Annotated in this window: 21 protein-coding genes; 8 read left to right on the forward strand and 13 right to left on the reverse strand. The window is 73.5% G+C overall.

The annotated features are described in order from the left end of the window. The 7 genes from ACFY0O_RS36905 to ACFY0O_RS36935 form a co-directional block, all read right to left on the reverse strand. On the reverse strand, positions 1-584 hold a 584-nt coding region (locus ACFY0O_RS36905), incomplete at its 3' end, for a phosphoadenylyl-sulfate reductase (RefSeq protein WP_388955286.1). Next, on the reverse strand, positions 581-760 hold the full coding sequence (locus tag ACFY0O_RS36910; protein WP_358899156.1) for a hypothetical protein: 180 nt from the start codon (positions 758-760) through the stop codon (positions 581-583). The genes ACFY0O_RS36910 and ACFY0O_RS36905, both read right to left, overlap by 4 nt. Continuing rightward, positions 757-2,463: a nitrite/sulfite reductase gene (locus ACFY0O_RS36915; RefSeq protein ID WP_388955289.1), complete on the reverse strand. Its 1,707-nt coding sequence runs from the start codon at positions 2,461-2,463 to the stop codon at positions 757-759. The genes ACFY0O_RS36910 and ACFY0O_RS36915 overlap by 4 nt, the downstream gene beginning before the upstream one ends. Positions 2,464-2,679: 216 nt before the next feature. After that, the gene (locus ACFY0O_RS36920) at positions 2,680-2,763 is read right to left on the reverse strand and encodes a putative leader peptide (RefSeq protein WP_358899165.1); all 84 of its coding nucleotides are present in this window, start codon (positions 2,761-2,763) and stop codon (positions 2,680-2,682) included. 186 nt (positions 2,764-2,949) lie between these two features. Then, positions 2,950-3,513 (reverse strand): GNAT family N-acetyltransferase, encoded by a 564-nt coding sequence (locus ACFY0O_RS36925; protein WP_388955291.1) that lies wholly within the window; start codon positions 3,511-3,513, stop codon positions 2,950-2,952. Between the two features lie 21 nt (positions 3,514-3,534). Next, positions 3,535-4,791, reverse strand: a complete 1,257-nt coding sequence (locus ACFY0O_RS36930; RefSeq protein WP_388955342.1) for a GAF domain-containing protein — start codon at positions 4,789-4,791, stop codon at positions 3,535-3,537. Between the two features lie 436 nt (positions 4,792-5,227). Next, positions 5,228-6,871, reverse strand: a complete 1,644-nt coding sequence (locus ACFY0O_RS36935; RefSeq protein ID WP_388955294.1) for an acyl-CoA dehydrogenase family protein — start codon at positions 6,869-6,871, stop codon at positions 5,228-5,230. 17 nt (positions 6,872-6,888) lie between these two features. Between ACFY0O_RS36935 and ACFY0O_RS36940 the strand changes: the two genes are divergently transcribed. Both ACFY0O_RS36940 and rsgA read left to right on the forward strand, forming a co-directional pair. Then, complete coding sequence (locus ACFY0O_RS36940; protein ID WP_358899149.1) at positions 6,889-8,013, forward strand: YihY/virulence factor BrkB family protein; 1,125 nt, start codon at positions 6,889-6,891, stop codon at positions 8,011-8,013. A gap of 352 nt (positions 8,014-8,365) precedes the next feature. Further along, positions 8,366-9,469 carry a ribosome small subunit-dependent GTPase A gene (rsgA, locus tag ACFY0O_RS36945; protein ID WP_388955298.1) on the forward strand — a complete coding sequence of 368 codons (1,104 nt, stop codon included), beginning with the start codon at positions 8,366-8,368 and terminating at the stop codon, positions 9,467-9,469. Between the two features lie 117 nt (positions 9,470-9,586). Here rsgA and ACFY0O_RS36950 read toward each other — a convergent pair whose 3' ends face one another. Continuing rightward, entirely contained in the window at positions 9,587-10,807 is a 1,221-nt protein-coding gene (locus ACFY0O_RS36950; protein WP_388955301.1) for a beta-ketoacyl-[acyl-carrier-protein] synthase family protein, read from the reverse strand. Between the two features lie 207 nt (positions 10,808-11,014). Beyond that, positions 11,015-11,995 (reverse strand): helix-turn-helix domain-containing protein, encoded by a 981-nt coding sequence (locus ACFY0O_RS36955; protein WP_388955304.1) that lies wholly within the window; start codon positions 11,993-11,995, stop codon positions 11,015-11,017. A gap of 141 nt (positions 11,996-12,136) precedes the next feature. Between ACFY0O_RS36955 and ACFY0O_RS36960 the strand changes: the two genes are divergently transcribed. Both ACFY0O_RS36960 and ACFY0O_RS36965 read left to right on the forward strand, forming a co-directional pair. After that, entirely contained in the window at positions 12,137-13,495 is a 1,359-nt protein-coding gene (locus ACFY0O_RS36960) for a protein phosphatase 2C domain-containing protein (protein ID WP_388955307.1), read from the forward strand. A 566-nt stretch (positions 13,496-14,061) separates the two neighbouring features. Further along, positions 14,062-14,439, forward strand: coding sequence for an ATP-binding protein (locus tag ACFY0O_RS36965; RefSeq protein WP_358899139.1), 378 nt, complete (start codon positions 14,062-14,064; stop codon positions 14,437-14,439). A gap of 125 nt (positions 14,440-14,564) precedes the next feature. Here the strand turns inward: ACFY0O_RS36965 and ACFY0O_RS36970 are convergent, their stop codons facing one another. Further along, entirely contained in the window at positions 14,565-15,653 is a 1,089-nt protein-coding gene (locus ACFY0O_RS36970) for a DUF2637 domain-containing protein (protein ID WP_388955309.1), read from the reverse strand. Positions 15,654-15,845: 192 nt separating this feature from the next. Continuing rightward, a complete protein-coding gene (locus tag ACFY0O_RS36975) occupies positions 15,846-16,679 on the reverse strand; it encodes a (2Fe-2S)-binding protein (RefSeq protein ID WP_388955312.1) in 834 nt (277 codons plus the stop codon). 123 nt (positions 16,680-16,802) lie between these two features. Here ACFY0O_RS36975 and ACFY0O_RS36980 point away from each other — a divergent pair, with 123 nt between their 5' ends. Next, the gene (locus ACFY0O_RS36980) at positions 16,803-17,477 is read left to right on the forward strand and encodes a GntR family transcriptional regulator (protein ID WP_388955315.1); all 675 of its coding nucleotides are present in this window, start codon (positions 16,803-16,805) and stop codon (positions 17,475-17,477) included. Positions 17,478-17,559: 82 nt separating this feature from the next. On the opposite strand, the gene ACFY0O_RS36985 is transcribed toward ACFY0O_RS36980, so the two are convergent. Together ACFY0O_RS36985 and ACFY0O_RS36990 are read right to left on the reverse strand one after the other, a co-directional pair. Then, the gene (locus ACFY0O_RS36985; protein ID WP_388955345.1) at positions 17,560-18,318 is read right to left on the reverse strand and encodes a hypothetical protein; all 759 of its coding nucleotides are present in this window, start codon (positions 18,316-18,318) and stop codon (positions 17,560-17,562) included. A 182-nt stretch (positions 18,319-18,500) separates the two neighbouring features. Beyond that, positions 18,501-20,177 (reverse strand): PucR family transcriptional regulator ligand-binding domain-containing protein, encoded by a 1,677-nt coding sequence (locus ACFY0O_RS36990; RefSeq protein ID WP_358899133.1) that lies wholly within the window; start codon positions 20,175-20,177, stop codon positions 18,501-18,503. Between the two features lie 253 nt (positions 20,178-20,430). Here ACFY0O_RS36990 and ACFY0O_RS36995 point away from each other — a divergent pair, with 253 nt between their 5' ends. Genes ACFY0O_RS36995 through pucD form a run of 3 tightly spaced genes read left to right on the forward strand, consistent with a single transcriptional unit; the run spans position 20,431 to position 24,328 of the window. Next, entirely contained in the window at positions 20,431-21,324 is an 894-nt protein-coding gene (locus ACFY0O_RS36995) for a xanthine dehydrogenase family protein subunit M (RefSeq protein ID WP_045951909.1), read from the forward strand. A 2-nt stretch (positions 21,325-21,326) separates the two neighbouring features. Further along, the gene (locus ACFY0O_RS37000; protein WP_358899131.1) at positions 21,327-21,926 is read left to right on the forward strand and encodes a (2Fe-2S)-binding protein; all 600 of its coding nucleotides are present in this window, start codon (positions 21,327-21,329) and stop codon (positions 21,924-21,926) included. A 2-nt stretch (positions 21,927-21,928) separates the two neighbouring features. Continuing rightward, positions 21,929-24,328, forward strand: coding sequence for a xanthine dehydrogenase subunit D (gene pucD / locus ACFY0O_RS37005; protein ID WP_388955319.1), 2,400 nt, complete (start codon positions 21,929-21,931; stop codon positions 24,326-24,328). The last annotated feature ends 250 nt before the right edge of the window (positions 24,329-24,578 follow it).

Raw genomic sequence — 24,578 nt, forward strand, 5'->3', positions numbered from 1 at the left:
TCCATCAGCAGCGGGTTGGTGAGCACGCCGTGTTCCGCCACGTACGCGTCCACGTCGTCCTGGGTCCAGCGGGCGATCGGCGAGATCTTGACCTTCTGCCGCTTCTCGTCCCAGCCGACCACCGGGGTGTTCGCCCGGGTCGGGGACTCGTCGCGGCGCAGGCCCGTCGCCCACGCGTCGTACGCGGTCAGACCCTCTTCGAGGGGCTTGACCTTGCGCAGTGCGCAGCACAGGTCGGGGTCGCGGTCGTGCAGCTTCGGGCCGTACTCGGCGTCCTGTTCGGCGACCGTCTGGCGCGGGGTGAGGGTGATGACGTTGACGTCCATCACGGCCTCGACCGCGTCACGGGTGCCGATGGTCTCCTCGAAGTGGTAGCCGGTGTCGAGGAAGACCACGTCCACACCCGGGAAGGCGCGGGACGCCAGGTGGGCGACGACCGCGTCCTCCATGGAGGAGGTGACGCAGAACTTCTTCCCGAAGGTGTCGGCCGCCCAGCGCAGGATGTCCAGCGCGGAGGCGTCCTCCAGGTCGCGGCCCGCCCGCTCGGCCAGTTCCCTGAGATTCACGTCTTGAGTGGTGGTCATATCTCGTCCCCTCCAGCGGTGTTCGACTGAACGCCCCGGGACAGCAGCCCGAGGTACTTGAGCTGGAAGGCCCGGTTGCAGGCCCTGCATTCCCAGGCGCCGTGGCCCGTCTCGTGCGGAAACAGGTCCTCGTCGCCGCAGTACGGGCAGTAGAACGGTGCGGCGCGCTCGCTCACGAGAGGTCCTCGTCCTTCGCACGGGAGACCCAGGCGGCGAAGCGCTCGCCGTCCTCACGCTGCTCCGAGAAGCGCGTGACGACCCGCTCGACGTAGTCGGGCAGCCCGGCCGAGGTGACCTTGAGGCCGCGGACCTTGCGGCCGAAGCCGGCCTCCAGGCCCAGGGCGCCGCCCAGGTGGACCTGGTAGCCCTCGACCTGGTTGCCCTCGTCGTCCAGGACCAGCTGGCCCTTGAGACCGATGTCCGCCACCTGGATACGGGCGCAGGCGTTCGGGCAGCCGTTGATGTTGATGGTGAGCGGCTCGGCGAACTCCGGCAGGCGGCGCTCCAGTTCGTCGATGAGGGAGGCGCCGCGCGCCTTCGTCTCGACGATGGCCAGCTTGCAGAACTCGATGCCGGTGCAGGCCATCGTGCCGCGCCGGAACGGGGACGGCTTGACCCGCAGGTCCAGCGCCTCCAGCGCCCCGACGAGGGAGTCGACCTTGTCGGCCTCGATGTCGAGGACGATCATCTTCTGCTCGGCGGTGGTGCGCAGGCGCCCGGAGCCGTGCTGCTCGGCGATGTCCGCGATCTTGGTCAGGGTGGCGCCGTCGACGCGGCCCACGCGGGGCGCGAAGCCGACGTAGTACCGGCCGTCCTGCTGCTGGTGCACGCCGACGTGGTCGCGCCACTGGCCGCTGGGCTGCTCGGGCGCGGGGCCGTCGGTCAGCTTGCGCTTCAGGTACTCGTCCTCCAGGACCTGGCGGAACTTGGCCGCGCCCCAGTCGGCGACGAGGAACTTCAGGCGGGCGCGGGTGCGCAGGCGCCGGTAGCCGTAGTCGCGGAAGATGGAGATGACGCCCTCGTAGACGTCCGGGACCTCGTCGAGGGAGACCCAGGTGCCCAGGCGGACGCCCAGCTTGGGGTTGGTGGACAGGCCGCCGCCGACCCAGACGTCGAAGCCGGGGCCGTGCTCCGGGTGGTTCACGCCGACGAAGGCGACGTCGTTGATCTCGTGCGCCACGTCGAGCAGGGGCGAGCCGGAGACCGCGGACTTGAACTTGCGGGGCAGGTTGGAGAAGTCCTTGTTGCCGACGATGCGGCGGTAGATCTCCTCGATGGCGGGGGTGCCGTCGATGATCTCGTCCTGGGCGATGCCGGCGACGGGCGAGCCGAGGATGACGCGGGGCGTGTCACCGCAGGCCTCGGTGGTCGACAGGCCGACGGCCTCCAGGCGGCGCCAGATCTCCGGGACGTCCTCGATCCGGATCCAGTGGTACTGCACGTTCTGGCGGTCGGTGAGGTCGGCGGTGCCGCGCGCGAACTCCTCGGAGATCTCGCCGATGACGCGGAGCTGCTCGGTGGTCAGCCGGCCGCCGTCGATGCGGACGCGCAGCATGAAGTACTTGTCGTCCAGCTCCTCCGGCTCCAGGATCGCGGTCTTGCCGCCGTCGATCCCGGGCTTGCGCTGGGTGTACAGGCCCCACCAGCGCATCCGGCCGCGCAGGTCGTTGGGGTCGATCGAGTCGAAGCCCGTCTTGGAGTAGATCGTCTCAATGCGCGTCCGCACGTTGAGACCGTCGTCGTCCCTCTTGAACTGCTCGTTGCCGTTGAGCGGGGTGTGGTGTCCGACGGCCCACTGGCCCTCACCGCGGTGACGGCCGGTCTTGCGGCGCGCGGCGGCTGCCGGGGCGGCTGCGGGCGTTTCGGGGGTGGCGGCCATGGCGGGTACGTCCTTCTTCAACGGCTGGAGGCAGGGCAGGGGAGCGGCGGCGCGCCCCTGTCAGGCTGGAATCTCCGAGCAGGTGTGGTCGATTTCCGCCCTTTTGTCGGGGTTTCCGGCATGCGGGGGCGGTGTTCGGCCTTCAGGGGGCTTGCAGGGGGTCGACGCGTCCGCGGCGGCGGGGACGGCGGCGACGTGCGGCGGCGGCTGGTTCCGTCAGCTCGCGCGACACATGGCGCTGGACATGCGGCCGAGGTCGACGTGACGTCGACTGACCAAGGCGATTCCAGCTCCATTCATGGCCGAAGCGTGGCACGGGCCGATTGGAGGAGTCCACTACTGTCCATCATGCGGACGAACTGGTCCCGAATCGTGAGACCGCGTGACGGGGGTCACGCCACACGGGTCTTCCGCTCCCGCCCCGCCCGCGCCGCACGGGAGCCGGGAGGGCGTGGACGGGGCTCGTGAAATGAAGGGGGAGGAGGCTTACGCGCCCGGCCAGGGGCCGGGGGTGGGGGTCTCCTGCTTCTCTTCCGTTTCCGTCCTGAAAACCTTGAAGCCGCGGCGCTGGTAGTTGTCCATCGCCGTGGGCCCGTCCTGGCTGCAGGTGTGGACCCACACCCGGCGGGTGGGCTCCAGCTCCGGCCACCGCTGCGCGAGGTCCCAGGCGCGCGCCGTGCCCAGGGTCAGCAGGTGCCCGCCGATGCGGCGGCCCCGGAAGTCCGGCAGCAGCCCGAAGTACATGATCTCCACCACACCGTCCGGCTGCGGGTCCAGCTCGATGTACCCCGCCGGGGTGCCCCGGTCGTACGCCACCCAGGTCTCCACGCCCGGCCGGTCCAGCTGCGCCACCCACTCCGCACGGGTCAGCGCCAGCCGGTCCGTCCAGTGGATGTCCCCGCCCACCGAGGCGTACAGGAACCGGCTGAACTCCGGCGACGGGACCTCGGCCCGGGTGACGGTGATCTCCGGGCCGGGTATCGCCGCCGGTACGAGGTCGGCCGGCGAGGTCATCTCGAGGGACCAGGTGGTCAGTGTGATGGTGCTCATGCGGTTCAGGGAACCACACCCCTACCCCCAGGGGCCCCCGAGGCCCAGCCGGGCCCGGACCACCCCCGGGGCCGTGGAGTGCGGCAGCAGTCCCGCCGGGTCACGCGGGCGGATCAGCTCCACCTCCACGTCCTCCGCGAACCGGTACGGCCGGTGGCTCAGCACCCCGGCGAGGTGGCGGCGGACCCGGGAGAGCTCGGCGCGGACCGTCACCGTGCGGGTGGGGTCGCCGAACAGCTCCTCCGCCAGCTCCGCCGCCGTCCGCCCGCGCGGGGTCTGCGCCAGCAGGAACAGCAGCTCCGCGTGGCGCGGGCTCAGCTCCTGAGTCCAGCTGCCCGCCGCCCCGTACACCGTCGCCGACCAGGACCGGGGGCGGCTCAGGTCCAGCACCACCCGGCTCACCCCCGCGGCCGCCGACCGCTCCGCCAGGCGCAGCAGCCAGCCCCCGGGCAGCGGCTCCGCCACGCAGTCGCCCAGCTGCGGGATCCACAGCCGCCCGGGGCCCAGCGCCTTCGGCAGCTGCACCCGGTCCGCGGGCGCCAGCCCCGTCACCGCAGCGGTCCAGCCGTGCGGGTCCACGGCCACCGCCCGCCCCGGCAGCCGGGCCAGCAGCGGCGCCGCCACCGCCCGCAGCCGCTCCAGGGACTCCAGGTGGCGCACCCGCAGCTCGCGCTCGGCCAGCCGGGCCACCGAGCTGACCCAGGCCAGCGTCGCCGGGTGCATGGTGGCCAGCGGCCCGCTGACGTCGACCACGCCCAGCAGCTGCCCGTCCCGGGGGTCGTGCACGGGGGCCCCGGCGCAGGTCCAGTCGTGGTGGCTGGAGACGAAGTGCTCCGCCGAGAAGACCTGCACCGGCCGCCGGGTCACCAGCGAGGTGCCCACCCCGTTCGTGCCGACCACCGCCTCGTCCCAGTCGGCGCCCACCGCGAAGCCCAGCCGGTCCGCCTTGCGCAGGATGCTGCTGTGCCCCTCCCGCCACAGCAGCCGTCCGTCGGCGTCGGCGACGACCATGATGTGCAGGGACTCGTCCAACTCGGGCAGCAGCCCCTCGCGCAGCACGGGCAGGATCTCCCGCAGCGGCGAGACCTGCCGCCGCTCCTCGGTCTCGGCGGCCGACAGCACCCGCGAGCGCGCGTCCCGGTCCGGATGCACACCGCCGGCCATCATCCGCCGCCAGGACTCGGCGATCTCCGGGCGCGGGGCGGCCGGCGGGCGGTCCCCGGCCAGCGCCGCCGCCCGTACCCCCTTGAGCAGACGCGCGGCCTCCCGCGCGTCCATGGCCGAGATGCGCGCCACGTCGGCCGTGCCGCCTGCGGTGTTGGCCACCTGAACCTCCCCGTGCTGAACAGGACGTACTGCGGAAACCGCCGAGGCCGGCGCGCGTGACCCTTCCCCGGGCACGTGCGGTGGGCACCTGCGACCACCTGTCGACCGAAGGGTTGCAACGGTATGCAACTCTCGCCAACCCCCGGTCGTCCGACCGAAACTATCGGCATGCCGCAGAGCGGCGTGACAGCTCCTTCCTCGGGGCTCTTGGGATCAGGGGTGGTGCCGAGTCGGCGCGGCGCCACCCCCGGTCCCACTCGGACGGGTTCGGATCCCGGCGCTGAACGGTTCAAGGTCGCGGTGGTTTGGGGACTGCCGCGGCCCCGCGGTCCCGCTGGTTTGGGGACCATCGGGAACCGCGCGAACCGCAGCGGTCAGGGGACCGCGTTCAGCCCGCGATCCGCGCCCGTGCCACCACCGCGGCCAGGTCCAGGGTGTTCGGCAGCGTCCCGAACGCCGCCCCCCAGTCGCCGCCGAGCCGCGACGCGCAGAAGGCGTCGGCCACCTGCGGCGGGGCGAAGCGCACCAGCAGCGAACCCTGCAGCACCAGCGTCATCCGCTCCACCACCCGGCGCGCCCGTCCCTCGATCCCCTCCAGGTCCGCGAGGTCCGTGAACAGCTGCTTGACGGCCGCGTCGAGGCGGTGGTCGGCGCCCCGGGCCAGGCCGATCTCCCGGAGGAAGGCGTTCAGCGCCTGCGGCTCCCGCTGGAGGGCGCGCAGCACGTCCAGCGACTGGACGTTGCCCGAGCCCTCCCAGATCGAGTTCACCGGGGATTCGCGCAGCAGTCTCGGCAGTCCGGACTCCTCGACGTAGCCGTTGCCCCCCAGACACTCCAGTGCCTCGGCCACCATCGGCGTACAGCGCTTGGTCACCCAGTACTTCGCCGCGGGCACCGCCAGCCGCAGGAAGGCCCGCTCCTGCTCCGTGCCCGCGTCGTACGCGGCCGCCAGGCGCAGGGTCAGGGCGGTCGCCGCCTCCGACTCCAGCGCGAGGTCGGCGAGGACGTTGCGCATCAGCGGCTGGTCGATGAGCGGCGCTCCGAAAGCAGAGCGGTGCTCCGCATGGTGAACGGCCTGCGTCAGCGCCTGCCGCATCAGCGCGGCCGAACCGGTCACACAGTCCAGCCGGGTCGCCGCGACCATCCCGATGATGGTCCGCACCCCCCGGCCCTCCTCGCCCACCCGTCGCGCCCAGGTCCCGTCGAACTCGATCTCCGCCGACGCGTTCGACCGGTTGCCCAGCTTCTCCTTCAGCCGCTGGACCGCGAACGCGTTGCGCGTCCCGTCCGGCAGCACCCGCGGCACCAGGAAACAGGTCAGCCCTCCCGGAGCCTGCGCCAGCACCAGGAAGCCGTCCGACATCGGTGCCGAGCAGAACCACTTGTGCCCGGTCAGCAGGTACTCCCCGGAGGCGTCCAGCGCGACCGCCGACGTCGTGTTCGCCCGTACGTCGCTGCCCCCCTGCTTCTCCGTCATCGCCATCCCGAACAGCACCCCCGCCTTGTCCGCCGGCGGCCGCAGCCCCTCCTCGTACACGTGCGCGGTCAGCAGCGGCTCCCACTGCGCGGCCAGCTCCGGATCCGCGCGCAGCGCCGGCACCGCCGCGTGCGTCATCGACACCGGACAGCCGTGCCCCGCCTCCGCCTGCGACCACACGAAGAAGCCCGCCGCCCGCCGCAGGTGCCCCGACGGGCGCCCCCAGGCGTCGGTCAGCCCCGCGCCCACCGCGTGCCCCAGCAGCCGGTGCCACGCCGGATGGAAGTCCACCTCGTCGATCCGGTTCCCGTAGCGGTCGTGCGTCCGCAGCACCGGCGGGTTCTCGTTCGCCTCCCGGGCCCACCGCTGGGCCTGCGCCGACCCCGCCGCGCGCCCCAGATCGGTGAGCTCCCGCCGCACCTCCTCCCGGACGCCGGGAGCCGCGTCGGCGAGGTGCCGCTCCACCCCCTCGGTCAGGGCCCGGTCGCCGAGGTAGACCTCGTACCCGACGAGCGGCGGGGGCTGGTTGCTGACTGTGTGGGTGGTGGCTGCCATGCGGCTACGGTAAGGACGTGCAGCCAGCAAAAGAAACACCCGAGGGGACCCCGGCACGGCCCGGCAGGCTCCACCGGGCCCGCGTCCTCTACCGCAACGTCTCCAAGCGCAAGATGGGCTGGCTGCTCCTCAAGGACACGGTCAACTCGTGCATCGAGTACCGGATCCTCGGCCTCGCCGCCGAAGCCGCCTTCTTCACCCTCCTCTCCCTGCCCCCGCTCTTCCTCGGCCTGTTGGGCCTGCTCGGCTACGTGGACGGCTGGACCAACACCCAGTCCGTGGCCAGCATCGAGGAGAACATCCTGCGCGCCGTCGGCACCGTCCTGTCCGACCGCGGCGTCAACGACATCGCCCGGCCGATGCTCGACGACGTCACCCGCGAGGGCCGCCCCGACCTGATCTCCCTCGGCTTCGCCTTCGCCCTGTGGTCCGGCTCCCGCGCCGTCAACGTCTTCATCGACACCATCACCGTCATGTACGGGCTCGACGGACAGCGCGGCATCGTCAAGACCCGGCTCCTCGCCTTCCTCCTCTACGTCGTCGCCCTGGTGATCGGCGCGATCGTGCTGCCGCTGATGGTCGTCGGCCCCGACGCCGTCGTCCGGCTGGTGCCCTGGAGCACCGAGGTGATCGCCGTCCTGTACTGGCCGGTGGTCACCCTGCTCTCGATCGCCTTCCTGACCACGCTGTACCACGTCTCCGTCCCCGTCCGCTCGCCCTGGATCGAGGACGTCCCCGGCGCGCTCGTCGCCCTCGCCATGTGGGTGCTCGGCTCGTTCCTCCTGCGGATCTACCTCACCAACACCGTGGAGGGCCCGACCATCTACGGGTCCCTGGCCGCCCCGGTCGCCGTCCTGCTGTGGATCGGCATCTCGGCCTTCGCGGTGCTCGTCGGCGCCGCCGTCAACGCCGCCATCGACCGGGTCTGGCCCTCGGTGGCCACCGCCGCCGCCCGCGAGGCCAACGAACGCGTCCGCGAGGCCGAGGCCGCCCAGCTCGTCGCCCGGGCCGCGGCCTGGCGGGCCCTGGCCGAGGGGGAGTCCGAGGACGACGAGGACGCCGGGATGCCCTCCGAGTTCCCCGAACGCTGGTCGAACTTCCTGCCGCCCGACGACTACACCTCCCGCCTGCGCAAACACTGACCGCGGGACCCTGGCCCCGACCACCCCGTCAACAACGGGGCCCCGCTCATCACCCCCGCGAGCAGGATCCTGGCCCGGTGCCCGGCCGATTAATTCGGTGGTGCCGTCCGAGAGGGCCGCGTTATGGTTCCGCAGACGGAAAGCGCGGGACCCAACCGCCTTCCGGGAGAGCCGCGTCGGCTCGTCAAAGGACCAGCAGGAGGTGAGAACGTCGATGACTGTCACGGTGACGGGTGCTGCCCGCGTTCAGGAGTTCATCTTTGTTTCCGCCCCCGTGGTCTCCGGCTGACCTCACACCTCTCCGCGCGCCGCCGTGCGCGCCCTGCCGGGGCCACCCTGTGAAGGGTTCCCCTTGACTTCCTCTTCCTCCCTTTCCGTACTCCCGCACGCCCTCGCCGCCTACGGCTGGGACGAGGCCTGGGCCGCCGAGTTCGCCCCGTACGCCGCCGAAGGACTCCTTCCCGGCCGGGTCGTCCGCGTGGACCGGGGCCAGTGCGACGTCATGACCGAGGACGGCGTCATCCGCGCCGACACCGCCTTCGTGACCCCCCACGACCCGCTCCGGGTCATCTGCACGGGCGACTGGGCCGCCGTCGAGGCGACCGGCAACCCGCGCTACGTCAAGTCCTACCTGCCGCGCCGCACCGCCTTCGTGCGGTCCACCTCCTCGCAGCGGTCCGAGGGGCAGATCCTCGCCGCCAACGTCGACCACGCGATCATCGCGGTCTCGCTGGCCGTCGAGCCCGACCTCGGCCGGATCGAACGCTTCCTCGCCCTGGCGTGGGAGTCGGGCGCCCAGCCGCTGGTCGTGCTGACCAAGGCCGACCTGGTCCCGGACCCGGACGCGCTCGCCTACCTCGTCCGCGACGTGGAGACCGCCGCGCCCGGCGTCCAGGTCCTCACCGTCTCCTCGCACACGGGGGAGGGCACGGACGTGCTCGCGGCGATCGTGTCCGGCGGGACCAGCGTCCTCCTCGGGACCTCCGGCGCGGGCAAGTCCACCCTGGCCAACGCCCTCCTCGGCGAGGACGTCATGGACGTCCAGGCGACCCGCGAGGTCGACGGCAAGGGACGCCACACCACCACCACCCGCAACCTGCTCGCCCTGCCGGGCGGGGGCGTCCTGATCGACACCCCGGGGCTGCGGGGCGTCGGCCTCTTCGACGCGGAGGCGGGGGTGGGGCAGGTGTTCTCGGAGATCGAGGACTTCGCCGCCGAATGCCGCTTCCACGACTGCGCGCACGAGGCGGAGCCGGGCTGCGCGGTCCTGGCGGCGGTGGCCGACGGGACGCTCCCGGAGCGCCGCCTGGAGAGCTACCGCAAGCTGCTGCGCGAGAACCAGCGCATCGTCGCCAAGACGGACGCCCGCCTGAGGGCGGAGATCCGCCGGGACTGGCGTGTCAGGGCGGCGGAGGGCCGCGCGAACTACGCCGCGAAGCGGGGCGGCAGAGCCTGACCCGCCGGCGGGGCTACCCATAGCCCCGCCTGGGGGCACCTCCCAGCGGTAGCTGGGGGAGTTCGAGGTGACGGGCGCGGAGCGCGCGCACGGGGTCCGGGGCTCACCCCTGGGGGCTCAGGCCGACGTGAAGAGCAGGGCGGCGTTGTGCCCGCCGAAGCCGAACGCGTTCGCCAGCGCCGCCGGTACCGGCATCCGGCGCGCCCCGCCCGCCACCACGTCCAGGCCGACCGCGGGATCCTGGGCCTCCAGGTTGCGGGTCGGCGGCACCACCCCCTCGTACACCGCCCGCACCGCCGCGAGGGCCCCCACCGCACCCGCCGCGCCGAACAGGTGCCCGGTCATGGACTTGGTCGCCGTGACGGCGGCGTGCGCGCCCACCGCCTCGGCGATCGACCGCGCCTCCACCAGGTCACCCGGCTGCGTCGACGTCGCGTGCGCGTGCACGAGCGCGACGTCGGCGGGGGCGAGCCCGGCCGCCGCCAGCGCCGTCCGCATCGCGCGGACCTGCCCCGGCGCGTGGGGGGCGGTGATGTGGTGGGCGTCCGAGGTCACCCCGGCCCCCGCCAGCCGCGCGTAGGCCCGGGCCCCGCGCGCCGCCGCGAACTCCGTCCGCTCCAGGACCAGCAGCGCCGCTCCCTCGCCGATGACGAAGCCGTCGCGGCCGGTGTCGAAGGGGCGGGAGGCCGCCGCCGGGTCGTCGTTGCGCGTCGAGTGCGCCTTGGCCTGGGCGAAACCGGCCAGCGGCAGCGGGTGCACGCAGGCCTCCGTACCGCCCGCCACCACGACGTCGGCCCGGCCGAGGCGGATCAGGTCCAGGGCGAGCGCCAGGGCCTCACCGCCGGAGGCACAGGCACTGACCGGGGTGTGCGCGCCGCCCCGCGCGCCCAGCTCGATGGACACCCACGCCGCGGGGCCGTTGGCCATCAGCATGGGAACGGTGTGCGGGGAGACCTTGCGCACCCCGGACGCCTCCAGGACGTCGTCCTGCCCGAGCAGGGTCAGCGCCCCGCCGGTCCCGGTCCCGATGACCACGGCGAGCCGCTCCGGATCCACCTCCGGGCGCCCCGCGTCGGCCCAGGCCTCGCGGGCGGCCACGAGCGCGAGCTGTTCGCACCGGTCCAGGCGCCGGGCCTGGACGCGGTCCAGCACCTCGGCCGGGTCCCGCCGGACCCGCCCGGCGATCCGCACGGGCAGCGACGCCGCCCAGTCCTCCTCGATGGCGCGGATGCCGTTCTCGCCGCGCAGCATCGCCCGCCAGGTCGTCTCCGCGTCCCCGCCGAGCGGGGTGGTGGCCCCCAGACCGGTGACGGAGACCTCGGTGATGCCCGTACTCATGACGCTTCCCCCTTGTGGTGACACGACAGCCGGTTGGGCTGTCCGTCCCCCCACTGTTTCAAGCGGGCACACGGTTCATGAGCGGGATGATCGATCGATTCAAGATCACGAATTTGTAGGGTTCGGCCATGGCGGTCAGGTCGCCAGGATGGTGCCCGCCGCCTCCCCGTGCGACCCCAGCCGCCGCCGCTCGTGCCCGAGGCGGTACTACCGGGCCACCCAGCCCCGTTCGTACGCGTGCCAGCCCAGCTGGAGCCGGGTGGTCACCCCGGCCAGCTCCATCAGCCCCTTCACCCGGCGCTGGACCGTGCGCAGGCCCAGCTCCAGGTGCTTGGCCACGCTCGAATCCGTCATCCCGGCCAGCAGCAGCGTCAGGATCTCCAGGTCGGTGGTGTCCGGGACCCCGCCCGACTCCTCCGGAGCCCCGGTCGTCCCCAGCCGGAGCGGTACGGCCTCGTGCCAGACCGCTTCGAACAGCCCCAGCAGCGATTCCAGCAGCCCCGAGGCGTGCACGACGAGCGCCGCCGGCTCCGCGCCGCGCACCGTCAGCGGCACCATGGCGAGGGTGCGGTCCGCGATGACCAGGCTGGTGGGGACCCGGCCCGTCACCCGTACCCCCGCGCCCCGCACCAGCGCCGTCGACGCCTCCCGGATACCGGTGGGCAGCCCCAGCACGTCCCGCTCGATGACCACCCGGTACGCGACGCCGCGCACCGCGGCGTCCTCCTCCGTCGGCTCGTTCTCCATGCCCGAGACGACCAGCGGCCGCGCGCTGGCCAGGGCGCACACCTCCGACACGGCGCCCAGCTGGATCTGGTGGAACCGGTGCGCGACCGCGCTCGCCCCGGTCACCACCTCCACCAGGTCGTGCACCACCGCCTCCTGCGGCTCCGCCCGGTACTCCCGCGCCAGCAGCTCCGCGGCCTGCTCGGCCTGCTCCAGCTCCTGCCGCTGGCGGGTGAGGAGCGCGCCCAGGGCCACCTCCGGCGGGGCGGCCACCCAGCGGCCGGGACCGGCCGAGGAGCGGGCCGCCAGCCCCTGCCGTTCGAGGTGCCGCAGGGTCCGCTCCGTCTGCGGTAGGGGCAGCGTCAGCCGGCGGGCGAGGTCCGCCGCCTCGGCCGCACCCAGCGCGACCAGCGCGCGGTAAGCCGACTCCTGCCCCTCGTCCAGGCCTATGGCACCCAGCACCCCGTCCACCCCACTCTCAGAGCCGTTCCGGGTCATCTTCGCCGCACGCCCGGCCCGTTTGCCAAGGTGACGTCGCCGGACCGGGGGACCTTTTCGTGCATTCGGGGTTTTCCGCCGCCCGGTGCGGCCGACAATGAGGGCATGAGTCAGCAGGGCGCGCAGGACTGGTGGCAGAAGCTGTACGAGGACCCGGGAGCGGAGCCCGGACCCGACCCGGGGGACACGCTGGACCAGCGCTTCCGCTCGGCGTCGGTCCTGGTCGGCGACGACGGCCCGGCGCCGCCCGGCGCCGGGCCCGAGCCCCCGCTGCTCCCCGGCCCCCGGGCCGCCGGCGCCGCGCCCGCGGGGCCCCCGGTCGCCCCCGAGCCGCCCGCCGGGGCCGGGCCGCCGCTACGGCTGGACAAGGCCGCCCCGAAGCCGCGCCCCGAGGCGCCCCCGCCCCCGCCCCGGCCGGAGGGGCCCCCGCCCCCGCCCCGCCCGGAGCGGCCCGCGTCGCCGCCCCGGCCGGAGCCGTCCGGGGCGTCCGTTCCGCCGCCCAGGAGCGACCCCCGGGTGGCCGGGGCCACCGGGTACGCGGAGGGGGACCTGGCCGTGCCGCCCGCGCCGGTGGAGGCCGGGCGGGAGCCGCGGCCCGGCCCCGGGTCGGAGCCGGCCGGGCGGCCGGCCGTCAGCCACCTCGGGGACCGGGCCCCCACCTACGCCGCCGAGCCGGGCGCCCTGCCCGCCGCGGACCCGGCCGCGCTGGACTTCCTCACCCCCGACACCGTCCTGGAGGGGGCCCGCTACGGCACGTACACCCTGCGCGCCGCCTCCCTGCGCGGGGACTCCGCCCGCTACCGGGGGGAAGCCCGCCGGGACTTCCTGCTCACGGCCCGCTTCGGCAGCGGGGACGACGCCCTCGTGCTGGTGGTCCTGGCCGGCGGGGACCGGGCCGCCCCGGGCGCCCGCGAGGCCGCCGCCGAACTCGGGCACTCCGTCGCGGCGGCCGTCGGGCGCAGCCGGGAGCGGCTGGCCGAGGACATCCGGGCGGGCCGCCGCGAAGCACTGCTGTCGGGGCTCCAGCGGCTCACCGACCGGGGCTACGGGCGGCTGCGGGCCCGGGCCGCCGAACTCGGGCTCGACCAGGAGGCCTACACGGCGGGACTGCGCGGGCTGCTGCTGCCGCTCGACCCCCGGTGCCCGCACCGAATCTGCTTCGGCGCCGGGGCGGGCGGCATCTTCCGGCTGCGCGCGGGCCGTTGGCAGGACCTGGAGGAGGACACCGGCGGCGCCACCGGCTTCCGGTTCCGTGCCTCCGCGGCCCGTCCGGGTGACACCCTGCTGCTCTGCTCCGGAGGGCTCGCGGACCCCATGCGCGAAGAGGGCCTGCTCCCGGCCGAGCTCGCCGCCCGCTGGGCCCAGGGGGAGCCGCCGGGTCTGGCGGCCTTCCTCGCGGACACCCAGCTCCGGGTCAAGGGATACGCCGACGACCGGACGGCCGCCGCGGTCTGGGAGGCGTGAGCGGCGGTCAAGGGGTGCGGGGGGCCGTCAAGGGGGGCCACGGCCCGGCAGGGACGGTTCCTCGATGCCGGAGGGAGATTTCCTCCCCCTCGTGCAGTACGGGCCGCCCGTCAAAATGCCCCTCTTCGGCGGTCGGCGGCCGGAAGCGGCGCGGGCGACCTGCCGCATTCCGGCCGCCGTCCGGGCGCGGCCGCGCGGTGCGGACCGCCGCGCGGCACGGGTGCCCCCTCTGGTGGAGGGGGCGCGGGAGGCCGGAGGGCTGTCGGTTCCGCCGAGGACGGGTGTCCGTGCGGTGACCGGATTCGCACCATCGGACAGCGGGGCCGTGTCGGCCGGGGGGTGGGCGGGGTGGTCCGCATGGCCGGATCCCGTCACCCGCGGCCGCCCGGCGCCCCGGGACGAAGGAGTGCGAACCCGCCCCGGGGGCATGCATTCCGGAGACCAGTTCGACATCCGGGCACAGGGATACGGGGAGGTGCGTCGCCGTGCGCGTGGGGGCGAAGACCGGGAAGCCGTGGCGGAGGGGGCGGCCGGTGCCGCGCGAACCGTCGCATGACCAGGCGGAGATGACGCGATGCGTACCGCGGGCCGACCTGAGGGCGGTGGGCCAGGTGCGCAGGGACCTGCGGGAACTGCTCCGCCACCACTGCCGGGCCGACACGGCCGAGGTGGCCGAACTGTTGATCACCGAACTCGTCACGAACGCCCTCGTCCACACGGAGGGGGGTGCCGAGGTGTCCGCGAGCGTCAAGGACACCCGGTTACGGGTCGAGGTCCGCGACGGCGCCGCCCGCCGGCCCCGGCCGCACGTACCGTCCGCCGACGACGGTACGCACGGACGGGGGCTGGTGCTGGTGGAGGCGCTCGCCGACACCTGGGGCGTGGACCCGCTCGCGCTCGGGCCGGGCAAGGTGGTCTGGTTCGAGCTGGAGGACGCGGGCTAGGGCCTGTCCGACCCTGATCCGCCGGACCTTCCCCAGGAGCGTCCGCGGCGCGCGGGCAGGCGGCGGCGGGGCCGCCCGAAGGCCGCCCCGCCGCGGTGGGCCCGGCGATCCGGCCGGTGTGCCGGTCAGCCGAACTGCTGCTCCAGGTCCTTCAGTTTGCGCTCCAGTGAGTCGAGCCGGGGGATGGTCTGGGTGTCGTCCTCGGCGGTGAGGTCCACCGTCCGGGGGCCGGCCGGGTCAGCGGACTCGGCCGTGTTCACGGCTTGCAGGGAGGGCCTTCTGGGGGCCGCTCCCAGCGGTGGCTGGGGGAGCAAGGGCAGTTGTCCGGGTTCCGATATGGCCGGCTCCGCGCCGACCGGCGCGGAGCCCGTCCCGGGGGCCAGCCCCGGCAGGTCGACCTGGCGCGCCCGGGCCCGCCCGAACGCCCTGTTCTGCCGGCCCAGCGCCTTGATGCGGGCGCGGTCCAGACGGTGCTGCTCGCGCCTGCGGTGGCGGTCCTGCTCCCGTTCCTTCTTGTCCTCGCGGACCTCGTCGACCGCCTCGTCGAGGGTGCGGACGCCCTCCAGGAGCATCAGCGACCACGCGCCGAAGGTCTCGCGGGGGGCCCGTAGCCAGCGGACCATGCGGATCTGCGGCAGCGGGCGCGGGATCAGGCCCTGCTCGCGCAGCGCCGCCCGGCGGGTCTGCTTGAGGGCCCGGTCGAACAGCACCGCCGCCGAGAGCGACATCCCGGCGAAGAACTGCGGGGCGCCGTCGTGACCCGAACCCCTGGGCGCGTGCACCCAGTTGAACCACGCGGCCGCCCCGGCGAACAGCCACACCAGCATCCGGGAGCCAAGGGCGGCGTCGCCGTGGCTGGCCTCGCGGACGGCGAGCACCGAGCAGAACATGGCGGCGCCGTCGAGGCCGAACGGGACCAGGTACTCCCAGCCGCCGGAGAGGTTGAGGTTCTGCCGGCCGAAGCCGACGAGTCCGTGGAAGGAGAGCGCGGCGGCCACCGCCGCGCAGCAGAAGAGCAGGACGTACGAGGCGGTGCCGTAGACGGCCTCCTTGCGCCGCCGGCGCTCCTCGCTGCGTTCCCAGCTGTCGTCGGCGGCCGCGGCCTTCTCGCCCTCACGCTTGCCCCGGGCCAGTACCGCCACTGCCGCAAGCACGCCCAGGATCAGCAGGCTGCCGGGCAGCAGCCAGTCCAGCGATATGTCGGTCAGTCTCATGCGGTTGTCCCTTGCCTCGCGTATGCGGCGTTCCGGGCGTCATAGTGGCCCAGCCGATCCGTGGTGCACGTGGGTTTCGGGTCAAGTGGACGCCAACGGGGGGCGGGTCCCGTCGGATAGGGTGTTGTATCTCGAACTCCTGCTCGTCTGCCAGGAGTTGAGTTCGAATCCGCTTCATCCTGCGGAGTGGGTTCATCCGGCGGCGGCCGTGAGCCGGGCGACCCTTTCGGTGTCGCGGGTGCGGGGGCAGGTCGTACAGGTGTCCTCGGGGCGGACCGTGTAGAAGAAGCAGCAGCCGGCCCGGTCCCGGGTGGTGAGCTCCGTCCCGCCGGGGCCGGCGAGCGTACGGAACCGCGCGCCGCCCGGGAACGGGGTGAGCGCGCCCGGCAGCAGCAGCTCCAGCTCGCGCACCGCCCGCCGCTCCTCGCCGAGCAGGCTACCGAGGTACCAGAGGCCCTCGACCACCTCGTCGGTGGCCGTGGCCCACAGGGCGCGCGGCCCGCGCCGCATCCGCGGGCCGAACCCCTCCAGCAGCGGTCCGAGGTGCTCGGCCACCGCCGCCCGCACCTCCTCGCGCAGCTCCTCCTCGTCCGCCACGGTCCGCGCGCCGGGGAGGGCTGCCGCGGGGTCGCCGGGCAGGCAGGCGAACTCCTCGACGCGTACGGCCATCCGCCCCTCGGTCGGGTGGAAGGCCACCCGGTCCACGGGGAGCCGGGGCACCCGGCGCTCCAGGAACCAGGGGACGGAGATCAGCAGGCAGGCCGGCCAGGCGTACCGGTGCAGCCCGAAGCCGGCCGCCACGTCGGGCCGCGCCGGGCGCCCGTAGTCCCGTGCCACCTGGGCCGCGTCCCGGGCGAGATGGGAGTCGAGCGCCGCACCGCCCGCCGCGAGCTCGTGCGCGCCGACCCATCCCGCACCGCCGGGGAGGTGATCGGCGGCGGCGTGCTCGCGGATCCGCAGTCCCGGGTAGGCGGCCGTCAGGCGCTCGTACGCGCGCGCCACGGGGGAGGGCAGGACGGGAGGCATCGCGGACCGCCGAATCACACGGAGTGAGCAAGGTTAGCCTTACCTTAACTGATCTCCGTCCAGCCGTCCGCACCGCGGCCGTCGCCTATCCTCGGAACCGGTCGAGACCCGGAGGAGGACCGAGTGCGCGAAGCGGCCCATGCCCTGGTGTCGGACCCGGCGATACCGGCGCAGGTCCAGAAGGTGCTGCGCCACTCCGTGCGCGGTCAGGTCCTCGACGCCCTGCGCGCGGCCCTGGTCGACGGGGAGCTGGTGCCCGGGGAGATCTACTCCGGCCCGGCGCTCGGCGAACGCTTCGGGGTCTCCGCGACCCCGGTCCGCGAGGCGATGCAGCAGCTGGCGCTGGAGGGGGCGGTGGAATGCCTGCCCAACCGGGGCTTCCGGGTACTGAGCCGCACCGAGCGGAGCCTGGCGGAGCTGGCCGAGGTGCGGGCCCTGCTCGAGGTCCCGGTGGTGCTCCGGCTGGCCCGCTCGGTGCCGGCGGCCACCTGGGAGGGCCTGCGCCCGGCGGCCCGCGCCACGGCCGAGGCGGCCGCCGCGGGGGACCTCCCGGCGTACGGGGAGGCGGACCGCGCCTTCCACCGGGCGGTGCTCTCGCTGGCGGACAACGGCCAGCTGGTGCAGGTCGCGGACGAGCTGCACCGGCGCGCGCAGTGGCCCCTGCCGGGGGCTCCGCGGGTGCGGTGTGCGGAGCTGCTGGCCGACGCGGCCGAGCATGCGGCGCTGCTGGAGGCGCTGATCGCGCGGGACCTCCCGGTGGTGGAGTCCCTGGTCCGCGCCCACCTCGCGGGCGCGTAGCCCCCGGCTCCCGCCGCGCGGCACCATCTCCCCGCCCCGCGCAGCCCGCCAGGGCCGAGTGGTGCGGGGGCGCGTCAAGAGGTCACGAGGGAACCGGGTGGAGCTGGTCGGCCAGCCAGGTGGGAATGCCGCCCAGCAGGTGGAACAGGCGGCGGGCCTCCGCCCGCAGCCGGGCCGCCTCCGGCTCCGGTTCCACCTCCGCCAACGCGGCCAGCGCAGGGGCCGTGCCCACCAGGAAGCCCAGCTCCTCCCGGATCCGCAGCGACTCCGCGAACCCCTTGCGGGCCTCCGCCACCTCACCGTCCCGCAGGGACAGCGCGGCCAGGTGGCGCCAGGTGAACGACAGCAGCAGCACGTCCCCGTGCGCCTCCGCCCCCGCGTGGGCGCGCCGGTAGGCCGGCCGGGCCGCCTGCGGGGCGTCCGCCAGGTGTTCGGCCACCAGCCCCCGCCGGAAGTCCAGCAGCGGGCGGGTGCGGGCCCCCGGCGACAGCAGGGCCGCCGCCCGGCCCAGCGCCGAGCGGGCCTCGTCCGCCCGGTCCCGGACCCCGAGCACGGTCGCGGCGTAGGCCAGCTGGCCCCGCTCGCAGGCGGCCGCCCCCCGCTCGTCGTCGTCCCGGGCCGTGGCCTCGGCCACCCGCAGCGCGTCCTCCGCCTCGCTCCAGCCCTGCCCGGTGAACAGGCACCGCTCCACCAGGAGCGCGGTCCGCTGGACCGCCGCCCAGGCCTCGTGCGCGTGCGGCGTCAGCAGGGCCGCCGCGTCCGTCCAACAGCCGCGCGAGCGCAGCCGCCATATCGCCCGCTGGAGGGGGTCGTCGCCCCCGGTAGGTCCCGCACCCGACATGGCGGTATCCGCCACATTGCCCTCCCCGAAGCAGCCAGCAGCAACCAAGCAGCACGTCGTTGAGCCCTGGGGCGAAATGAGAGCACGGATCGGCTGCATCGGCCAAGGGGTCGGGTGAACTCTTTCACAAAGTCCGGACGGTTCGTCAGCGGCCCCCGTCCGGCCCCTTCGTGTGCATTCGGTCAGCTCATGCGCAGTGCCAGGAAGAAGTCCAGCTTGTCCTCCAGGCGCGAGAGGTCGCGCGCCGTCAGCTGCTCGATTCGCCCGACCCGGTAACGCAGCGTGTTGACGTGGAGGTGCAGCCGCGTCGCGCAGCGGGTCCAGGAGCCGTCGCAGTCGAGGAACGCCTCCAGGGTCGGGATGAGCTCCGCCCGGTGGCGGCGGTCGTAGTCCCGCAGCGGGTCCAGCAGCCGGGCCGTGAAGGCGCGGCGCACGTCGTCCGGGACGAACGGCAGCAGCAGCACGTGCGAGGCGAGCTCGTGGTGGCCCGCGGCGCAGACCCGGCCGGGGCGGGCGGCGGCCACCCGGCGGGCGTGCCGGGCCTCCTCCAGCGCCCCGCGCAGCCCCTCGGCGGAGTGCACGGCCGCGCTGACGCCCAGCGTGAGCCGGCCGTCACCGTCCAGGCCGGCCGCCAGCGGCTCGCGGACGGACGCCAGCAGGGCGTCGGCGTGCAGGGCGGAGTCCGGGCCCTTGTCCTCGCCGGCCTCGCCGGGGAGCGCGGGCAGCGGCACGAGGGCGATGGCCTCGTCCCCCGCGTGGGCCACCGCGATCCGGTCGGACGGCTCCGGCCCGGACAGCGACGGGTCGACGAGGATCTCCTCCAGCAGCGACTGGGCCACCGGGCCGCCGGGGATGTCCCCGCCCTCCCAGTCCACCCGCGCCACGACGACCTGCCAGTGCGGGGCCGAGCCCAGCCCGGGCAGCAGGACGGGGGCGGCCACCCGCAGGCGGGCGGCGATCTCGGCGGGCGGCGCGCCCGTCTGGACCAGTTCCAGCACCTCCTGCGCCAGCCGGCGGCGCACGGTGCGGGCCGCGTCACGGCGGTCCCGCTCGACGGCGATCAGCTGGGTGACGCCCTGGAGCAGGTCCAGGCGCTCGGCCGGCCAGTCCCCGGCGTCGGCCTCGACGGCCAGCAGCCAGTCCGACAGCACGCTCTCGCGCACGTCACGGGCCCCGGGGCCCTGGCCCCGGCCCGCTCCCCTGATCGGGAAGAGGGAGTAGGTAATACCCTGGATGGACAGCCGGTGCGGGCCCCTTCGGCCGGTCCGGACCGCCGCGAGGTGTTCGCTCGCCAGCGTCGCGCAGACGCCCGGGGCCAGGGGTTCACCCGCCCCGGCGATCTGCCGGCCGGTGGGGGAGAGCACCCAGGCCCGCAGATCGAGGTCCGTGGTGAGCAGATCCAGCACCACATCGGGTCCGCCACCCGCCGGCCCCGAGGTCATCAGCCGCCGGTGGCGGTCCACGACGGCCGCGAGGTCGCCCGCGCGCTCGCCCGAGACCTGCCGCACCACGTATTCCGTGATGGTGGCGAATGCAACGTCCTCGTTCACGGCGAACAGCGGGAGCCGGTTGCGCCGACAGGCTGAAACCAGATCATCGGGAATGTCGCCGAGTTCCGCTTCGCCCGCCGCGAGGCCGGCCACGCCCGCGCTCGCGAGGATTCGTACGAATGGCTCGGAGTCGGCTGAATTTCTTCGCCATGCCAGGCCGGTGAGGACGAGTTCTCCTCCGGAGAGGTATCGGCTGGGATCCCTCAGGTCGGTCGTCATGACCCCGCGGACCGTCCGGTCGAGTTCTTCCTCGCCGCCCAGCAGCCGCAGCCCCAGCGCCTCGGTTTCCAGCAGTGCGCGCAGCCGCATGATGTCGCCGCCGATCTGTCTCGAATGTTGCCGTTGGAAATCGGGCAGGTCGTCGCATCCTGCCTTTCATACGAATCTACAAGACGAGAGAGGCACCCAGCCAACTCCTTCATGGTTTCGGTGACTGCACCCGGGGACGCGGGGCTTGTGTACTGGCTCCACACCGCGTTAACAGCACGTGAACGACCAGTCGAGGGCCCCTAGGCCTCCTGGCTTGAAGTGAACGGCCCGACTAAGAAGAAGAGAGCCGCACATGGACTTCCTTCGCCCCGCCAGCTGGGAGGAGGCACTCGCCGCCAAGGCCGAGTACCCCACAGCTGTGCCGATTGCGGGTGGCACCGACATCATGGTCGAGATCAACTTCGACCACCGCCGTCCGGAATACCTCCTGGACCTCAACCGCATCGAGCTGCTGCGGGAGTGGGAGGTAGGCGAGGAGGTCACCAAGCTGGGCGCCTCCGTCCCGTACACCCAGATCATGGAGAACCTGCGCGGTACGCTCCCGGGTCTCGCGCTCGCCTCGCACACGGTCGCGTCCCCGCAGATCCGCAACCGCGGCGGTGTCGGCGGCAACCTCGGCTGCGCCTCGCCCGCCGGTGACTCCCACCCCGCCCTGCTGGCCGCCGGCTGCGAGGTCGAGGTCGAGTCCGTACGCGGCTCCCGCCTGATCCCGATCGACGAGTTCTACACCGGTGTCAAGCGCAACGCGCTCGCCGCCGACGAGCTGATCAAGTCGGTCCACATCAAGAACGCCACCGGCCCCCAGCAGTACTCGAAGGTCGGCACCCGCAACGCGATGGTCATCGCCGTGTGCGGCTTCGGCCTCGCGCTGCACCCCGACACCCGCACCGTCCGCACGGGCATCGGCTCCGCCGCCCCCACCCCGGTCCGGGCCAAGGCCGCCGAGGAGTTCCTGAACGCCGCGCTCGAAGAGGGCGGTTTCTGGGACAACGGCAAGGTCATCACCCCGTCGATCGCCAAGCAGTTCGGTGAGCTCGCGTCCGCCGCGTGCAACCCGATCGACGACGTCCGCGGCACGGCGAAGTACCGCCGTCACGCGGTTGGCATCCTCGCTCGCCGCCAGCTCGTCTGGACCTGGGAGCAGTACCGCGGCACCAACGGCCGCTCGCTTGAAGGGGCTGCGTAACCATGCGCGTCAATTTCACCGTCAACGGTCGTCCGCAGGAAGCCGACGACGTCTGGGAGGGCGAGTCCCTCCTCTACGTGCTGCGCGAGCGCCTGGGCCTGCCCGGCTCGAAGAACGCCTGTGAGCAGGGCGAGTGCGGTTCCTGCACCGTCCGCCTCGACGGCGTGCCGGTCTGTTCCTGCCTGGTCGCGGCCGGTCAGGTCGAGGGCCGCGACGTCGTGACCGTCGAGGGCCTGGCCGACTTCGCCAAGCAGCGCGAGGAGCACGGCCACGCCTGTGGCACCGGCGCCTGCGGCGGCGGCAAGGGCGTGTCCACGGACGAGGCCAAGCAGTGGTCCGCCAAGGGCACCGACTCCCAGACCGGCGAGGGCACCGAGCTCTCCAACATCCAGCAGGCGTTCATCGACGCCGGCGCCGTGCAGTGCGGTTTCTGCACCCCGGGTCTGCTCGTGCAGGCCGACGCGCTGCTGGAGAGCAACTCGTCCCCGTCCGACCAGGACATCCGTGAGGCCCTGTCCGGCAACCTCTGCCGCTGCACGGGCTACGAGAAGATCCTCGACGCGGTCCGCCTCGCGGCCGCCCGTCAGGGAGAGGCTGTCTGATCATGGCCAACACCCGCACCACGCCTTCCGGGACCCCGACGAACGTCACCCAGAAGCACACCAAGGGCGGCATCGGCGAGTCCACGCTCCGCCCGGACGGCACCCTCAAGGTCACCGGTGAGTTCGCGTACTCCTCGGACATGTGGCACGAGGACATGCTGTGGGGCCAGACCCTGCGCTCCACCGTCGCCCACGCCGAGATCGTCTCCATCGACATCTCCGAGGCCCTGGCCATGCCGGGCGTCTACTCGGTGCTGACGTACGACGACCTGCCGGCCGAGATGAAGAACTACGGCCTGGAGATCCAGGACACCCCCGTCCTGGCCAACGGCCGGGTACGCCACCACGGTGAGCCGGTGGCCCTCGTGGCCGCCGACCACCCGGAGACCGCCCGCCGCGCGGCCGCCAAGATCAAGATCGACTACAAGGAGCTGCCGCTCGTCACGGACGAGGCCTCCGCCCTCGCCGCCGACGCGCCGCTGATCCACCCGGGCCGCGACGACCACCACTCCGGTCACGTCCCGCACCCGAACATCGTGCACCGCCAGCCGATCATCCGCGGCAACGTGGAGGAGGCCCGCAAGCGGGCCGACGTGATCGTCGAGGGTGAGTACACCTTCGGCATGCAGGACCAGGCCTTCCTCGGCCCGGAGTCCGGCCTCGCCGTACCCTCCGAGGATGGCGGCGTCGACCTCTACGTCGCCACCCAGTGGCTGCACTCGGACCTCAAGCAGATCGCCCCCGTCCTCGGCCTGCCCGAGGAGAAGGTGCGCATGACGCTCTCCGGCGTCGGCGGTGCCTTCGGCGGCCGCGAGGACATCTCGATGCAGATCCACGCCTGCCTCCTGGCCCTGGCCACGGGCAAGCCGGTCAAGATCGTCTACAACCGGTTCGAGTCCTTCTTCGGCCACGTGCACCGCCACCCGGCGAAGCTCTGGTACGAGCACGGCGCCACCAAGGACGGCAAGATCACGCACATGAAGTGCAAGATCGTGCTCGACGGCGGCGCCTACGCCTCGGCCTCCCCGGCCGTCGTCGGCAACGCCTCCTCCCTCTCGGTGGGCCCGTACGTCATCGACGACGTGGACATCGAGGCGATCGCGCTCTACACGAACAACCCGCCCTGTGGCGCGATGCGCGGCTTCGGCGCCGTCCAGGCCTGCTTCGCGTACGAGGCCCAGATGGACAAGCTCGCGGCGAAGCTGGGCATGGACCCGGTCGAGTTCCGCCAGCTCAACGCCATGGAGATGGGCACGATCATGCCCACCGGCCAGGTCGTGGACTCCCCGGCCCCCGTCGCCGAGCTGCTGCGCCGGGTCAAGGCCCGCCCGCTGCCGCCGGAGCGCCAGTGGGAGACCGCCGGCGAGGCCGCGGACCTGCGCGCGCTGCCCGGCGGCCTGTCGAACACCACCCACGGCGAGGGCGTCGTGCGCGGCGTCGGCTACGCGGTCGGCATCAAGAACGTCGGCTTCTCCGAGGGCTTCGACGACTACTCCACCGCCCGCGTGCGCCTGGAGGTCATCAACGGCGAGCCCGTCGCGATGGTCCACACGGCCATGGCGGAGGTCGGCCAGGGCGGCGTCACCGTCCACGCGCAGATCGCCCGCACCGAGCTGGGCGTCACGCAGGTGACCATCCACCCGGCCGACACGCAGGTCGGCTCCGCCGGTTCCACGTCCGCCTCGCGGCAGACGTACATGACCGGTGGCGCCGTGAAGAACACCTGTGAGGCCGTGCGCGAGGCGCTGCTGGAGATGGGCCGCCGCAAGAACGGCTCGTACCACCCGGCGTGGGCCCACGCGGAGCTCCTCCTGGAGGGCGGCAAGGTCGTCACCGACGGCGGCGAGGTCCTCGCGGACATCGCCGACATCCTCGAGAACGAGGCCATCGACCTCGAACTCGAGTTCCGTCACCGCCCGACCGTCGCGTTCGACCTGGTCACCGGCCAGGGCGACGGCCACGTCCAGTACACCTTCGCCGCGCACCGCGCGGTCGTCGAGGTGGACACCGAGCTCGGTCTGGTCAAGGTCGTCGAGCTCGCGACCGCCCAGGACGTCGGCAAGGCGCTCAACATGCTCTCCGTCGTCGGCCAGATCCAGGGTGGCACCACCCAGGGCCTCGGCGTGGCGGTCATGGAAGAGATCATCGTGGACCCGAAGACCGCGAAGGTGCGCAACCCCTCCTTCACGGACTACCTGATCCCGACCATCCTCGACACCCCGACCATCCCGGTCGACGTCCTGGAGCTCGCCGACCCGAACGCGCCCTACGGCCTCCGCGGCCTGGGCGAGGCCCCGACCCTGTCGTCCACCCCGGCCGTCCTCGCGGCGATCCGGGCGGCGACCGGCCTGGAGCTCAACAAGACGCCGATCCGTCCGGAAGCCCTCACCGGGACCCTCTAGGACCGGCCGGTCCGGGGGCCGCGAGGCCCCCGGACCCCCCCGACTCTCCGGGCGGTGCGGCACACGGGAACGTCACACTTGCCGCCCGCACCGCCCGGAGCACCGAACCGACCGCACCGCTCGCGGTCAGCTCCATCCGCAGTACCCCTGCAAGAAACCCCCACGTAGTACCAGCGGTCACCCCCGCACTACCCGCAGTACACGCAGTGCACCTTCGCGTCGCCTCGGGCCGTCACCCCGGGTCGTGCAG

The organism is Streptomyces sp. NPDC001594 (genome assembly GCF_042893675.1).
Lineage (GTDB): Bacteria > Actinomycetota > Actinomycetes > Streptomycetales > Streptomycetaceae > Streptomyces.

Excerpts from the sequence above, each read along its gene's own strand:
- ACFY0O_RS36960 (WP_388955307.1), top strand. The coding sequence starts at position 12,137 with ATGAGTCAGCAGGGCGCGCAGGACTGGTGGCAGAAGCTGTACGAGGAC.
- ACFY0O_RS36975 (WP_388955312.1), bottom strand. The coding sequence starts at position 16,679 with ATGCCTCCCGTCCTGCCCTCCCCCGTGGCGCGCGCGTACGAGCGCCTG.
- ACFY0O_RS36930 (WP_388955342.1), bottom strand. The coding sequence starts at position 4,791 with ATGGACGCGCGGGAGGCCGCGCGTCTGCTCAAGGGGGTACGGGCGGCG.
- ACFY0O_RS36915 (WP_388955289.1), bottom strand. The coding sequence starts at position 2,463 with ATGGCCGCCACCCCCGAAACGCCCGCAGCCGCCCCGGCAGCCGCCGCG.
- ACFY0O_RS36935 (WP_388955294.1), bottom strand. The coding sequence starts at position 6,871 with ATGGCAGCCACCACCCACACAGTCAGCAACCAGCCCCCGCCGCTCGTC.
- ACFY0O_RS36965 (WP_358899139.1), top strand. The coding sequence starts at position 14,062 with ATGACGCGATGCGTACCGCGGGCCGACCTGAGGGCGGTGGGCCAGGTG.
- ACFY0O_RS36985 (WP_388955345.1), bottom strand. The coding sequence starts at position 18,318 with ATGTCGGGTGCGGGACCTACCGGGGGCGACGACCCCCTCCAGCGGGCG.
- pucD (WP_388955319.1), top strand. The coding sequence starts at position 21,929 with ATGGCCAACACCCGCACCACGCCTTCCGGGACCCCGACGAACGTCACC.
- ACFY0O_RS37000 (WP_358899131.1), top strand. The coding sequence starts at position 21,327 with ATGCGCGTCAATTTCACCGTCAACGGTCGTCCGCAGGAAGCCGACGAC.
- ACFY0O_RS36995 (WP_045951909.1), top strand. The coding sequence starts at position 20,431 with ATGGACTTCCTTCGCCCCGCCAGCTGGGAGGAGGCACTCGCCGCCAAG.
- ACFY0O_RS36990 (WP_358899133.1), bottom strand. The coding sequence starts at position 20,177 with ATGCGGCTGCGCGCACTGCTGGAAACCGAGGCGCTGGGGCTGCGGCTG.
- ACFY0O_RS36920 (WP_358899165.1), bottom strand. The coding sequence starts at position 2,763 with ATGAATGGAGCTGGAATCGCCTTGGTCAGTCGACGTCACGTCGACCTC.
- ACFY0O_RS36925 (WP_388955291.1), bottom strand. The coding sequence starts at position 3,513 with ATGAGCACCATCACACTGACCACCTGGTCCCTCGAGATGACCTCGCCG.
- ACFY0O_RS36970 (WP_388955309.1), bottom strand. The coding sequence starts at position 15,653 with ATGAGACTGACCGACATATCGCTGGACTGGCTGCTGCCCGGCAGCCTG.
- ACFY0O_RS36950 (WP_388955301.1), bottom strand. The coding sequence starts at position 10,807 with ATGAGTACGGGCATCACCGAGGTCTCCGTCACCGGTCTGGGGGCCACC.